Raw genomic sequence first — 14,127 nt, 5'->3', positions numbered from 1 at the left:
GTCATCCGGAGGAATGAATCAGCGGTTTGTGATGGCCGCATCCACCATCCTCTCTCCTCCGTTTCTGATTGCGGATGAGCCGACAAAAGGGCTTGATCGAGACTGTATTGCTGATGTCGTCGCTGAACTGAAGAGTTGTATCAGAGACTCGGGTTCATCACTCATGCTGATTACTCATGATATCACCGTTGCCAGGACACTTGCAGATCGGATCTCTGTGATGTATGCTGGTGAAGTGGTTGAGGAAGGACCTATTGGTTTGGTTCTTTCTTCACCCTGCCACCCATACACCCGTGGACTTGTCGGGAGTCTCCCTGAGAACGGGTTCAAACCGATCCCGGGTATGGCACCATCCCCGGTTGCAATGCCGAAAGGATGCAGATTTCATCCACGATGCAGAGAGCGGCTGGACTGCTGCTCAGAGATTCATCCTTTCATGGTTGATTTTAATGAAAGGATGGTGAGGTGCTGGTTATGTCGCTGAAGGCTGATTCGGTTTCAATTGTATATCGCGGCTCTGGATTTTTCTCTTCACCCTTAAACAAGGTCCTCAATAAGGTAAGCATTGAGCTTCATCCCGGTGAGACGTATGGGTTGATGGGCTCATCCGGTTCTGGTAAAAGCACACTTGCACGGGTGATAGCAGGGCTTGAACGCCCACGAGAAGGGAGAGTGTTGTATGCAGGAAAATCCCTTCCGGATATGGATCGGGTTGAATACCAGACGTACAGGCGGGATGTACAGGTATTATTCCAGGATCCGACAGCGGCAATGAACCCAAAGAAGAAGGTGGAGCAATCGATGAGGGATGTTCTCCGCCTGATGAAGGTGCCGAAGATGAAACATTCGGGTCTCATTCTGGATGCACTGGATCATGTCGGAGTGACTGACGATGTGATTGAACGAACGCCGATGCAGCTTTCGGGGGGTCAGAACCAGAGGATTGCTCTTGCACGAATCCTCCTCTTAAACCCTGAGTATATCATCCTTGATGAACCGACCTCCGCCCTTGATGTCTCGGTTCAGTCTCAGGTACTCCGTCTATTACAGGATATTCAAGATGAGCGCGGGACCGGGTATCTCTTCATCTCGCATGATTCTGCTGTTGTTGATTTTATGGCCGATCGGAAAGGGGTCTTGATTGATGGTTCTCTCTCTGAAGGGGAGGATCGGTAGATGATTCCGGTGCAATTCACCCAAGAGATCAGGAAGATGGAAGGGCAAGCCCACGACTTTAGTCGTGGGTAGTTGATCTCCCCTCTTTCATCTCTATTTTTATTTGTATGACTGTTATGTTAGTTGAGCCGATATCTCTCCAATTGATATTGAATTGGAGTGTTTGATCTGGATTTTTTTATGATTTATCTTGAAACTGAAGTTATTATATAGTTAAGGTTTGTAATATGTGTATGAATTGATCTTACGAAATTATGTAATTATATGATCAATGTGTGTGCTAATTTCATTGACGTTGATAACAACTGGTGCATCTCTGCTCCAGTGTCCTGGCAACTGATGAAAGAATTCAGGAGAATCTCTATGAAGAACTATTGTCTAACAACTCTCTTGGTCATGGTTGTTATCTGCACCCTCTTCACAGCAGTGGTGTCTGCTGAAGAGATGGGATCTGTTCAGATCAATCCCGATCAGAAAACCATTTTTGGTCCGTTTATGACGACATTTGTGAGTCTCTTCTCAACCGAGAAGACAGTTCAGTCCTCTTATGGTTACTCAGAAGCCTCCGGTGATCGCCTCTTCAATTCAAGAGATGCGGTTGGTGAATGGAGTAATGATGATATCTTTGATGTTCATCTGGCAAAGACTGCTCCATACCTCACCATCCTCTCACTCCGGTGTACCATTGCAATCGATCAGAAGAGGCAGATGACACTGACAAGCTCTGCAAATGAACTCTACAACCTTGCAACCTCGTCATGGGCCGAGGTTGATGCTCTTGATGTATCAAGTGAGAGGAAGGGTCGGAAGAGTGAGTATATGCGCTCACTCATCGACTATATCACAGTATCCTCTTCTTTACGAAATGGTCTTCCGGCAACGGAGCAGAATAAAGGAGAGTGTATAAAGGGAATTCTTGATGCAACAGGACGCCTTGACAATGCTCTCAAAGATATAAACTTCTATCCTGAGTCGGTGGAAGCTGTTCCCTCTGTTGAGATCCAGTCCATCGATGATATGCTGGTGACGATCTCAGAAAATGTCCGACAGCTTGGAGAATCGTTTGTATATATGGATGCAAAACAGAGCAATCGAATCTCGATTTACCCAACCCGGTACTCAGCGCGATCGAATTATTACTATGAGATTATGCGTGGTACAGAACATAAAAATGCAGCAAATGGGAAGACCTTCCTGTTATTAGTTATTCAGGTGACTCATCTTGGTAATCTGGATGGGAAGAACTATATGATAACAACCCCTGCACTCTCGGCATTTACATTGAATACCGGAGGGGTGAAACTAAAACCGATCAGTTCGCCTGAGACCACATCCCTTGGTGAGATGTATATCCAGAAGAAGCTTGATCGCCGGGAGATCCAGCGGAGTATCCTCTTGTTTGAAGTTCCGGAGTCTTTCAATCCGGGAAGGACGGTATTATCCGTTGATCTCGGCTCTACATGGGGTGTTGTCGAGTGGGTTCTTGAAGGTGGAAATTCACCTGACTGATCATTTCTGAAAGAACACTCTTTTTCCCCCTCTTCTTTTGATCTCCCTTCCATCTCAATTTATACCCTTGAGGTTCAACATGAATCAGAAGATGGAACGCTACAGGATCGCCACCATAACAATCATCGCTCTATCAATTTTCTTAGCAATCGTACTCTATCCTATGGCCCCGGAGATGATCCCGACACACTGGAACATTGCGGGCGAGCCGGATGCATGGTCTGATAAAGCCTATGGGCTCGCCATCATCCCGATCATCCTATTCGTATCAGCCCTCATCTTCTCAGTGATGCTCAGGTACATCGGGCCAACAGATCTGCGGGGGAGGAGGGCCACCGGCTGGTTCATCGTCTGCATTCTGGGAATCCTTCTGGCAATCCAGATCTACGCGGGGATGGCCGCAGTCGGTGACCCGCTCCCGGCGGCACTCTTCTTCCCGATCCTCTTCGCCACTCTGTACTTCTGCATCTCGTTCCTCCTCCCCCGGATATCCAGAAGAAACCGTATGATCGGGATACGGACACCCTGGACGATGAAGAGTGCTGATGTCTGGCGGCATACCCATCTGGCAGGAGCCCGTGTCTTCAGAATCGCAGCCGGTTTCACCCTCCTTGGTGCACTCTTTCCCGATCATCTCTTCCTCTTCATCATCGCTCCGGCAGTCGGTGCTCTTGTCTGGCTTGTCTTCATCAGTCATCGCGAGTACCAGAACCTTGGGGAGATCGGATGAAGGGGGGCGAAACCTGCCAGAAGACCCTCGAAGCCTTCTTTGGCCATACCACATTCCGCCCGAACCAGGAGGCGATCATCCAGGACCTCATTGAAGGCCGCGACGTCCTCGCTGTTATGGCGACCGGCGGCGGCAAATCCCTCTGCTACCAGCTCCCGGCACTGATACTCGGCGGCCTGACGATAGTCGTCTCCCCACTGATCGCCCTGATGAAAGACCAGGTCGATGATCTGATGAAGCAGGGGATCAAGGCAGCCCTCCTCACCTCCAGTCAGACCTATGATCAGAGGAAGGCTGTCGAAGAGGAGCTGAAGGGAGGCAGGATCACGATCCTGTACGTCTCCCCGGAACGGATGAGCCTCGGATCGTTTCAGGTCCTCCTCAAAACGCTCCACCCGAAGCTCTTTGCAATTGACGAAGCCCACTGCATCTCCCAGTGGGGTCACCAGTTCAGGAAAGACTACCGGGGTCTCTCGGTGATCCGCGATCTCTTCCCGAAGACTCCGATCATCGCCCTCACTGCGACCGCGACCGAAGAGGTGAGGGAGGATATCATACTACAGCTCCGCCTCAGATCCCCCCGCCGGTACGCTGGTGGCTTTGATCGTGATAATATCACCTATAGTGTAGTTGAAGAACGAAAAGAAGAACATCGGTTCCGCCGTCTCGTCGCATTCATCTCAGGATACCGCAATAAATCCGGGATCGTCTACTGTCGGTCGAGGAAAGCAGCAGCCGATATAGCAGAGAAACTGCAGAAGAAACATATCCTTGCCCTTCCGTATCATGCAGGCATCTCAGGCAATGAACGGTCACGGGTACAGGATGCATTTCTTAAAGGGGATACCCGGATCGTCTGTGCAACAATCGCATTCGGGATGGGGATCGACAAACCAGATGTCAGGTTCGTCGTTCATTTCCATCCTCCAAAGGATATCGAGTCCTTCTACCAGGAGAGTGGGCGGGCAGGCCGTGATGGAAGACCCTCGGAGTCACTCCTCTTCTACTCAAAACAGGACTTTGAGATCTCGAAGAGACTGACCGAGAAGGAATATACAGACACAACAGCCTGCAGTATCAGGCTGAAGAAACTGGGTATCATGCAGGACTGGTGCGAGAGCTCCACATGCAGACGCCGCCGCCTCCTCTCCTCGTTTGGAGAAGTGTACCCCAAAGCACGATGCGAGAGTTGTGATATCTGCCTCTCTGCCCCGTCTTCTCCCGAGGATCAGATCATCACCGGTGTCACCTCTCTCAAGGGCCGATATGGGATCGCAACAGCAGCTCTGATCCTCTCGGGAACCTCTAAGAAATTTGGCCACGATAAGCTCCCTGCCTTTGGAATTGCGGGTGAAATGCCTTTGGATGAAGTTTTATCGCTTATAAACGCTCTTATTAAAGAGAATCGGCTGGAAGTCACAGAAAACAGCCGGTTGAAGAATGCAAAACCAAAATGTGGAAAGATCTGATCTGAGGATACTTTTATTACTCTGATGTGCATATATGTTCATTACAGAACACTGATGTGTACTATTGGAGGATAACGATGCAGACCAAAATATACCTCGATGAGGAGAATCTCCCAAAGACCTGGTATAATATCCAGGCGGATCTCCCCTCGCCCCTTGATCCGCCGCTCCACCCGGCGACCGGAAAACCTGTTGGATCGGCAGATCTCGCTCCGATCTTTCCGATGGAGCTGATCGGCCAGGAGATGAGCACAAAGCGTGACATCCAAATTCCTGAAGATGTCCGTGAGATCTTAAAGATCTGGAGGCCCTCTCCCTTAATTCGTGCCCACCGGCTTGAAAAGTATCTGAAGACCCCTGCAAAGATCTACTACAAATGGGAAGGTGTCAGCCCTGCCGGGAGCCACAAGCCAAATACCGCTGTTCCACAGGCGTATTACAATATGAAGGATGGGACAGAGCGGATCGCAACCGAGACCGGTGCTGGTCAGTGGGGATCAGCCCTTGCCTTTGCAACGAGCCTCTTTGGGCTTGAGTGCACCGTCTATATGGTGCGGTCAAGTTACGTCCATAAGCCGTACAGAAAATCAATGATGCAGGTCTGGGGTGCCGAATGTATTCCGAGTCCGAGCCCGAGGACCGCCTCAGGCCGTGCCATGCTCGAAAAGGACCCGGATACAACCGGATCGCTTGGTATGGCCATCTCAGAAGCCGTTGAGGATGCAGCCACTCATGCAAACACCCACTACTCACTGGGGTCAGTCTTAAACCATGTCTGCCTTCACCAGACGATCATGGGTCTTGAAGCACGCGAACAGCTTGCGATGGTCGATGATTACCCTGATGTCGTCATCGGGAGCGTCGGCGGCGGATCGAACTTCGCCGGGATCTCATTCCCGTTTGCAGGGGATATCCTCACCGGAAAGGCAAAAGGCACAGAGATCATCGGTGTTGAGCCGGCTGCCTGCCCGACGATGACCCGGGGTCTCTACGAGTACGACTATGGGGATGTTGCAGGGCTCACCCCGATGCTGAAGATGTACACCCTTGGGCATGAGTTTGTTCCTCCGGCACTCCATGCAGGCGGACTCCGGTACCATGGTGACTCCCCGATCGTATCGCGGCTTGTTCATGACGGGATCATCACGCCAAAGTCGTACTTGCAGAATGAGGTCTTTGAAGCAGCTGAGATCTTTGCCAGGACCGAAGGGATCATCATCGCTCCAGAGGCTGCACATGCAGCAAAAGGTGCAATGGATGCAGCACTTGAGTGCAGAAAGACCGGGGAGGCAAAGACGATCCTCTTCTGCAACTCCGGCCACGGCCACTTCGATATGTCCGCATATGATGCCTTCCATGCAGGCGAGATCATCGATTACGAATGTCCGGACGATCTGATCAAAGAGTCACTCTCCCATCTCCCGAAGATGCGAGGATGAAGAGGAAGATCGGGCTTGTGATCAATCCGATCGCAGGCCTTGGGGGTACTGTCGGGCTGAAGGGAACCGATGGCCTCTCTACAGAAGCACGTGAACAGGGGGCAGTACCAAAAGCCGGAATTCGGGCGGAAGAGACCCTCTCTCTCCTCCGGGATGACCCCCTTCACTTCTTAACCGCCTCCGGTGCAATGGGAGCAGACGCTCTCACCGACTGTGGGATGAGCGATTATACCATTCTGTACCGGTGCAGTGATCCGACAACCGCAGAGGATACGATAGCCGCCTGTAAAGAGATCGCAGAAGCAGGTGCTGATATCATCATCTTTGCAGGCGGTGACGGAACAGCCCGTGACGTCCTCTCCGCAGTCGGACAATCTCTTCCGATCCTCGGCATTCCGGCTGGTGTGAAGATGTACTCAGCCGTCTTTGCAACAGATCCGATCGCAGCTGCCGCACTGATCCGTGAGGCAGGCACTCTTCCTCTCCGTGATGCCGAGGTGCTGGATATCGATGAGGAGGCATACCGAAACGGCCTCCTCACCTCCCGTCTCTATGGGATTGCACGCACCCCGTTCCTCCGGGGCTTTGTCCAGCATGCGAAAGAGACCTTTTTTGGGTATCTGGATGAAGACCGGGAGAGGCGGGATATTGCACGGTTCATGGCAGGTGTCCTCGCCTCAGGCCGCCCCTTCATCCTTGGTCCGGGATCGACGACCGGGGCGATTGCAGAAGAGATGGGCCTTCCAAAGACCCTCCTTGGATTTGATGCCTATGCAGATGGCACCATCTCTCTGGCTGATCTGAATGAACGATCATTGCTTGCATTCTTACATGATCATACGGATACCCGTCTGATCATCAGCCCGATCGGGGCACAGGGCTTTGTCATCGGGCGGGGAACACAGGTCGTCTCTCCTGCTGTCCTGAAGCAGATTGGATATGAAAAGATCATCATCGTTGCTACAGAGAGCAAACTCAGGGCGACACCGGATCTTCATATCGACTCGGGCGACCATGCACTTGACTGCTCATTTCCACAATCAGTCCGCGTGATCTGCGGATTCGGTATTGCACAGCGGCGAAAACTCCTGAGATCCGTCTAAGAAAAGGGTTCTTTTATAAGTGAATTGTACAAATATATACATTGTACTACACTCATGGAGACCACCCAATGCCGAATGTCACCGCATTTCTCGATATAGGCGCGGCCCGATCAACAAAGCCTGTCCTGATCATCCCCTCAAAGGATGAGTCGTATACGATGCGGGACCTCCTGAATGCCACTTCTGCCCTTGCTGACCTCTTTCAATCGCTTGGAATTGTCAGTGGCGATCGGATTGCGATCTATCTGGAGAGTTCCGCCGAGTATCTCATCTCGTACTTTGCGGCATGGCGTCTTGGTGCAGTGGCTGTTCCGGTGAACCGGGTCTCTACACACGAGGAGCTCTCCTATGCCCTTGCCCAGTCAGGGAGCAGACTGCTCATCACCGATCCTGAAGGGGCAGATGGTGCCAAAACCATACCTGGCATCACAATTATCTCAACCGGTAATGCCGAGACCATCCCCTGGCCGGTGCTGCGGGACGCAGTTGAATGGATACCACCCATGAACTGCTCGCCAACCGATCTCGCCCAGATCCAGTATACCTCCGGAACGACCGGAAGGCCAAAAGGTGCAATGCTCACGCATGGCGGATGGATGGCGGCTCTGGATGCCGAAGCTGAGGTGCTCCGCCTCCAACCCGATGATGTGTACCTCGGGATCTATCCGATGGGTCATGTCGGGATCTCATGGGGAATAGCTGCACTCAAGGCCGGTGCAACCTTCATTGCAATGGAGCGGTTCGACCTTGAGCGCTACATCGAACTCATAGAAGACTATGGTGTCACCGTCCTAGCCGGGATGCCGCCGGTGATCCACTCGCTCCTTGCAGCACCGCCGGGGACAGAAGACCGTCTTGCGACGGTCCGCGAGATCATATCCGGTGGTGGCCCCCTCCATCCCGAGGTCTGGAGACCGTTCCATGAACGGTTCTCTATCCCGATCATCAATGCATACGGCCTCTCGGAGACGATCGTCGTTGGGACGGGGACTGCGATCCGGGCAGAAGATTATCCCTTTGCTGACCGGTTCCTCTCAGTCGGCCATCCGGTCGGGTATTCGGAAGTCAGGATCGTGGATACACAGGACCCTTCAATCCATCTTCCTGATGGAGAAGAAGGGGAGATTGCCCTCCGTGGCCCTGCGGTCGCCCTTGGGTACTATGGGATGCCGGAAGAAACAGCAGAGTCATTCCTCCCGTCCGGCTGGTTTTTAACCGGCGATATCGGGTACATCGATTCGGAAGGCAGGCTCTCGATAACAGACCGGAAGAAGGATATGATCATCATGTCGGGTTGGAAGATTTACCCGACCGAGGTCGAGAGTGTCCTCCTCCGCCATCCCGATATCGCTGATGCCGCCATATTCGGTATCCCCGATACAAGACAGGGTGAACGCCCGATAGCCGCTATCGTTCCAAGAGAGGGTGCAACCCCCTCTCCAGAAGAGATCATCGACTACTGCCGCAGTCATCTTGCCGGATACAAGGTGCCAAGGGACGTGATCATAACGCCCCACCTCCCGAGGATGAACGGCTGGAAACTGATGCGAAGAACACTCAGAGAAAAATATATCAGGGAATCATTATGAAATCAAGAGATATAGCACTTGTCGGCATCCTGCTTGCAGCAGGAGCCATCGTCCGGTATATGTCACTCGTCATACCGGGGCCAATTGTCGCAAACCTGGTTATTGCGTTCTACTCACTTGCAATAATCCTGGTCGTTCCAAAGATCAGCGAGGCACTTGGAATCGGTGTCATTGCAGGTCTCATATCGGCACTGATCAGCCATTCGATCTTCCCGCCTGCAAACCTCATATCCGAGCCTATCGGTGCGGTCGTCTGTATTCTGGTCTTTATGGCCTTAAAAGACAGGCTGAAGATTGCAGCACCAGGAATTACGGCTCTTGTTGCCACCCTCGCATCTGGCCTCTCCTTTGTGGGGGTTGTCGTCGTCCTCCTCCTCGCAGCGCCGGGTATGCTTGCACAGGCGGTCACCTTAAGCGGGTTTGTGATGGCAGTTGTTCCGATCGTCGTCATCACCGCAGTGGTGAACGGCATCATCGTCTCGATGCTCTACCCGGCTGCATCACGGATCCTTGAGAGGTAACCGATGATCAGGATAGAAGACCTCACGTACACCTATCGGAACCGGGATATCCCGGTCCTCAAAAACATCTCTCTCTCACTTCCGAAAGGGTCAATGACGATCCTCACCGGCCCGTCAGGTTCAGGCAAGACCACCCTCTGCCGTGCAATGGCCGGTATCCTCTCCCATGTCTATACGGGAAAGGCGACCGGAACGATTACAATCGCCGGCAGGGACATCATGGCATACAAAGGGATCGAGGAGCTCTCTCATGACGTCTCGATGGTCTTTGATGATGCCGATGCCCAGCTGATCTTCACCACTGTCGGTGAAGAGGTGATGACGAGCCTTGAGAACAGGGGTCTTCTCAGAATGGATGCTGAAAATGAGCTGACACGACTCCTTGACCTCCTTGAGATCGCCACTCTCAAAGAACGTGCCCCCTATACACTCTCCGGAGGACAGAAGCAGAAGGCGGCGATTGCAGCAACACTTGCACTTGATTCAGCGGTTCTTATCCTGGACGAGGCAACATCCGAGCTGGATGCCGAGGCGAGAAACGTTGTCTTCTCTATCCTGAGGCAGCTTGCGGACCTTGGCAGAACGATCGTACTTGTTGAGCATATGATCGACGAAGCGGCTGCATTTGCTGATGCCTGCCTGCTCATTGAAGACGGGCAGATCACCGCATCCGGCACTCCGGCCGAAGTATCCCGCCGGATTCAGGAGAAGCTCCCTCCGATCACGAAACGATCCGGAGCTCGCGGGGGTGAACTCTTCATCGAAGCACAGGATCTTGTACATTGTTACGGAGATCACCGTGCCGTTGATGGAGTCAACTTTACCCTTCGTAGCGGCGAGATCGTCGCTATTGTCGGCGAAAATGGCTCAGGGAAAACCACACTCGTCAAACACTTCAACGGTCTCCTCAAGCCGACCGAGGGGACACTTCGGATCAAAGGATCCGTCTGCAACGGCCAGTCCATCTCGACCCTCTCCCGTCATACCGGCCTCGTCTTCCAGAACCCCGATACCATGCTCTTTGAAGATACCGTACACAAAGAGATTGCATTTGGGCTGAAGAATATCGGGACAGACGTACACTGTATCGGGTCGGTCCTCGCTGAGGTCGGGCTTGCCGGAAGGGAGGATACAAATCCCCGGCATCTCTCCCGTGGCGAGCGGCAGCGGCTCGCCCTCGCCTGTGTTATTGCGATGGATCAGGAGGTCTTTGTCCTTGATGAGCCTACAACAGGGCTTGATCTTGCAGAATCACTTCAGATCATGGAAATTCTGATGAGGCTTGCGGATGAAGGGCATGGCATTGTGATGATCACGCATAATCCAGGTCTTGCAACCGCATTTGCTGATCGTGTGATGAAGATGAGTAACGGCCGTTTCATCTCTTCTCAGGAGGTATAAAAAATGCAGGAGATTATGCAGTATATCCCCGGAGACGGAATCTTTCACCGGGTACATCCCTTTACAAAACTCCTCTTCACTATCATCATCGTCCTGCTTGCAGTCCTGACCAGTGATCTCATCCTGTTAGCAGTACTGCTTCTGGTCGTCTTCCTTGCTGCATGGGCAGCAGGTCTTGGGCGGGGTCTCACCGAACAGATCCCGCTCCTCCTCGTCCTCGGTCTGATGCTCGTCCTCTTTACGGTCCTGACGATGCATGGAGGTGAGGTCATCTTCACCCTCATCCCCTCAGGCATTCCGTTCATCGGAGGAGCTCTCCCGGTGACGACCGGTGCACTCCTGTTTGGAACGATCCTCTCGCTCCGGTTTGCTGTGATGCTCTTTGCATTCCAGCTCCTCGTCGTCTCGACAAAACCGGGAGAACTCGTCACCACGCTCCGGCAGCTGAAGATGCCGATCGACTACACCCTGATGTTCCTCATCGCGCTCCGGTTCATCCCGACCCTTCAGAGGGAGGGAATCCGGATCAGTGAAGCACAGCTTGCACGCGGATACTCCCCCGGTGATGGAATGATGGGTAAGATACGGGGTCTTCGCCCGGTCATCCTCCCACTGATCTTAAACTCTCTTGGAAAGGCTGATACGCTTGGGCTGACGATCGATATGCGTGGATACCGGCGGGGGAGGGCACAGACCGAAAAGATCGTGTTTGGTTCCCTTGATGCCATTGTCATCCTCTCTGCGGTGGCCCTTGCAGCAGTGATAGCAGGTGTCCAGATCCTGTAGGTGTATAAAAATGGAAGAGCCAGAGATGAGAACGAGCGGTGTTCCGGGTCTTGATTCGGTCATCGGCGGCGGATACCGTCCGGGGAGCAGGATCATCATCTATGGCTCCCCGACATCGGGACTTGATATCCTTGCTGCCCAGTTTGCGAAGGCAACAGGCGGACCTTATCTGATCCTCGATGAAGAGGCACGGAATGGGATGATCCCGGCAGCCGGATTATCAATAGAAGATATCGCCAATGATATCAGGGGCACTACCACCGTTCTCGACTCACTTTCGTCAGTGATCCTCGATAGGGGTGTATCACAGGCAACCCGCCTCCTCACTGTGGCAACAGAAGTATTCAGGGCGAAAGGGGGTTGTCTTCTCTGCACATTCTATGAAGGCCTTCATCTTCCTATTGAAGAGATGCAGATCTTTCGGCAGGCAGATATCATTATTAATCTCAGATCAGAGGTTCACCAGTCTCAGATTGAGCGGAGACTTGTCATTATGAAGTATCGTGGTATGCGGATTGTGGATCGGATGATCCCCTTTGTCATCACCGCGGAGGGAATAGAGCTCTCGACGACATCAAGGGTAGTATGAAGAGGGGATGAACAGGCTGGGAGAGAAATCCCCTGACTACTGATACTCTCCCCTCACCAGCCTGACCGCCTCACACATCCGGGAGAGCTTTGCAAACGCCCCTTCCGGTGTATGCATCCGGAGTCCGCAGTCCGGGTCGATCAGGATCGTCTCGGGTGAGAAGAGATCGATACACGCCTCGATCCGTTTTTTGATCAGATCAACCGACTCGACCTCATGATCAGAAGAGGCGACACACCCGCATCCGACCATCTTCCCGTGCAGATCTCTTCCCGAGAAGATCTCAAGATTCTCAGGCTGTGTCGCCGCCTCGATATCCAGAATGGCTATCGGGAGGCGGAGGAGGGGATCGATGATCGTTTCAAGGGGCCCGCAGACATGCAGGCAGACCGGGAGAGGGACCGTTTCTGCAATGATCATAATCGCCTCTGCTGCCGTATTCAGGTCGGCAACACCGGTCGAGAGGATCGGCTCATCGATCTGGATCATACTCACTCCGGCATCTGCAAGAGCACGACCCTCGAAAGCGAGTGCTCGTGCCAGATCGAGGATCAGTTCGTTCCGGTTCCGGTACCCGGGTGTTGCGATCCTGAGTGCATGGGCAATCGATGAGGGGCCAGTCAGGATACCCTTTACCCTCTTCGTCTGTGTCAGCGCATACTGTGTATCTGAGACGGTGATCCCGCCCGATGCTGCTCCTACATGGGATATGACGGTGTCGTCACGGATGCCGGGAAGCTTCCCGGTAAACGCCTTCACCATCCCTTCCCGCACCTGCCCGTCTGAGATGATATCGACTCCGGCACGGATCTGCTCAGCTACCGCAAACCTGACCGCATGCTTATAGGGATCAAGCAGTGTGCCAAGACCACTTCCTTTCACTGCGGGAAAGCTTCCTACAACCGTCGTCGGGAGGAGGATACCGGGATCGAATCGCTGGGCTGACATAATCGTTTATGGTGTAACACGGTGGCGGTCACGCGGGAAGAGGACCGCCTCACGGATATTCTGAAGGTTGCAGATCGTCATGACGAGCCGCTCAACCCCAAGCCCCCATCCTGCATGAGGCGGCATCCCATACTGGAATGGTTTAAGATAGAACTCAAAACTCTCCGGAGAGAGTCCTTTTGACTGAATCTGCGTAATCAGCTGGTCATAGATATGGCACCGCTCTGCACCGGACGAGAGTTCCATCCTTGGGTGCATCAGGTCAAAGGCGTTGCAGATCGTCGGGTCGGCTTTCGATGGCATCGCATAGTACGGGCGGATTGCAGTCGGCCATTCGGTGACGAAGTAGTGGGTCCCCATCTCCTCACCGATGGCACGCTCAGATGCCGTTCCGAGGTCATCACCATATGCGATCGGCTCCTCGCTCTTTTTGCCTGCGATCTCAATCGCCTCAGAGTAGGGGAGACGGGGGAGTCTCGCATCAGGTATCTGGAGATCGTTGATACCAAGGAGTGCAAGCTGGTCGGAACAGTCATCCGCAACAGAAGTGTAGATCTCATGCATCAGCTGTTCAAGTGTCTGCATCACATCTTCATGATCTGCAAATGAGACCTCGATATCGATGGAGGTCGCCTCATTCAGATGCCGGACTGTGTTATGTTCTTCCGCACGGAAGATCGGCCCTATCTCAAAGACCTTCTCACACCCTGCTGCCATCATCATCTGTTTGTACAGCTGAGGGCTCTGGTTTAAGAACGCCTCCTTCTCAAAGTATGCGATCGGGAAGAGCTCGGTACCGCCTTCTGTAGCAGCCGCAACGACCTTTGGTGTGGTGATATGCAGGAACCCTTCACGGTACATAAACGA

14 protein-coding genes are annotated in these 14,127 nt (G+C 52.9%); 12 read left to right on the top strand and 2 right to left on the bottom strand.

The window, feature by feature from the left end:
• The 12 genes from Q7V06_RS02395 to Q7V06_RS02340 form a co-directional block, all read left to right on the top strand.
• On the top strand, positions 1–484 hold a 484-nt coding region (locus Q7V06_RS02395; RefSeq protein ID WP_370650796.1), incomplete at its 5' end, for an oligopeptide/dipeptide ABC transporter ATP-binding protein.
• Positions 475–1,176: an ABC transporter ATP-binding protein gene (locus tag Q7V06_RS02390; RefSeq protein ID WP_304837526.1), complete on the top strand. Its 702-nt coding sequence runs from the start codon at positions 475–477 to the stop codon at positions 1,174–1,176. The genes Q7V06_RS02395 and Q7V06_RS02390, both read left to right, overlap by 10 nt.
• Positions 1,177–1,539: 363 nt before the next feature.
• Complete coding sequence (locus Q7V06_RS02385) at positions 1,540–2,685, top strand: hypothetical protein (protein WP_304837523.1); 1,146 nt, start codon at positions 1,540–1,542, stop codon at positions 2,683–2,685.
• 79 nt (positions 2,686–2,764) lie between these two features.
• Positions 2,765–3,415 (top strand): DUF1648 domain-containing protein, encoded by a 651-nt coding sequence (locus Q7V06_RS02380; protein ID WP_304837520.1) that lies wholly within the window; start codon positions 2,765–2,767, stop codon positions 3,413–3,415.
• The gene (locus Q7V06_RS02375) at positions 3,412–4,884 is read left to right on the top strand and encodes an ATP-dependent DNA helicase RecQ (RefSeq protein ID WP_304837517.1); all 1,473 of its coding nucleotides are present in this window, start codon (positions 3,412–3,414) and stop codon (positions 4,882–4,884) included. The genes Q7V06_RS02380 and Q7V06_RS02375 overlap by 4 nt, the downstream gene beginning before the upstream one ends.
• A gap of 77 nt (positions 4,885–4,961) precedes the next feature.
• A complete protein-coding gene (locus Q7V06_RS02370; protein ID WP_304837514.1) occupies positions 4,962–6,323 on the top strand; it encodes a TrpB-like pyridoxal phosphate-dependent enzyme in 1,362 nt (453 codons plus the stop codon).
• Positions 6,320–7,426, top strand: a complete 1,107-nt coding sequence (locus Q7V06_RS02365) for an ATP-NAD kinase family protein (protein WP_304837511.1) — start codon at positions 6,320–6,322, stop codon at positions 7,424–7,426. Before Q7V06_RS02370 ends, Q7V06_RS02365 begins: the two co-directional genes overlap by 4 nt.
• Before the next feature lie 68 nt (positions 7,427–7,494).
• A complete protein-coding gene (locus Q7V06_RS02360) occupies positions 7,495–9,015 on the top strand; it encodes a class I adenylate-forming enzyme family protein (RefSeq protein WP_304837508.1) in 1,521 nt (506 codons plus the stop codon).
• Positions 9,012–9,536, top strand: a complete 525-nt coding sequence (locus tag Q7V06_RS02355; protein ID WP_304837505.1) for a hypothetical protein — start codon at positions 9,012–9,014, stop codon at positions 9,534–9,536. The genes Q7V06_RS02360 and Q7V06_RS02355 overlap by 4 nt, the downstream gene beginning before the upstream one ends.
• Positions 9,537–9,539: 3 nt before the next feature.
• A complete protein-coding gene (locus Q7V06_RS02350) occupies positions 9,540–10,937 on the top strand; it encodes an ABC transporter ATP-binding protein (protein ID WP_304837502.1) in 1,398 nt (465 codons plus the stop codon).
• A gap of 3 nt (positions 10,938–10,940) precedes the next feature.
• Positions 10,941–11,723, top strand: a complete 783-nt coding sequence (locus Q7V06_RS02345) for an energy-coupling factor transporter transmembrane protein EcfT (protein WP_304837498.1) — start codon at positions 10,941–10,943, stop codon at positions 11,721–11,723.
• Between the two features lie 10 nt (positions 11,724–11,733).
• Complete coding sequence (locus Q7V06_RS02340; protein WP_304837496.1) at positions 11,734–12,312, top strand: ATPase domain-containing protein; 579 nt, start codon at positions 11,734–11,736, stop codon at positions 12,310–12,312.
• A 36-nt stretch (positions 12,313–12,348) separates the two neighbouring features.
• Here Q7V06_RS02340 and Q7V06_RS02335 read toward each other — a convergent pair whose 3' ends face one another.
• Both Q7V06_RS02335 and aspS read right to left on the bottom strand, forming a co-directional pair.
• Complete coding sequence (locus Q7V06_RS02335; RefSeq protein WP_304837493.1) at positions 12,349–13,260, bottom strand: methionine synthase; 912 nt, start codon at positions 13,258–13,260, stop codon at positions 12,349–12,351.
• 6 nt (positions 13,261–13,266) lie between these two features.
• Positions 13,267–14,127 (bottom strand): aspartate--tRNA(Asn) ligase (gene aspS, locus Q7V06_RS02330; RefSeq protein ID WP_304837491.1); only part of this gene is annotated, 861 nt, incomplete at its 5' end.

Origin of the sequence: Methanocalculus sp., from assembly GCF_030651615.1 — an archaeon.
In the GTDB taxonomy this organism is placed as follows: domain Archaea; phylum Halobacteriota; class Methanomicrobia; order Methanomicrobiales; family Methanocorpusculaceae; genus Methanocalculus.
The sequence above is the reverse complement of the archived record's forward strand: the minus strand, read 5'-3'. Positions and strand labels throughout refer to the sequence as shown.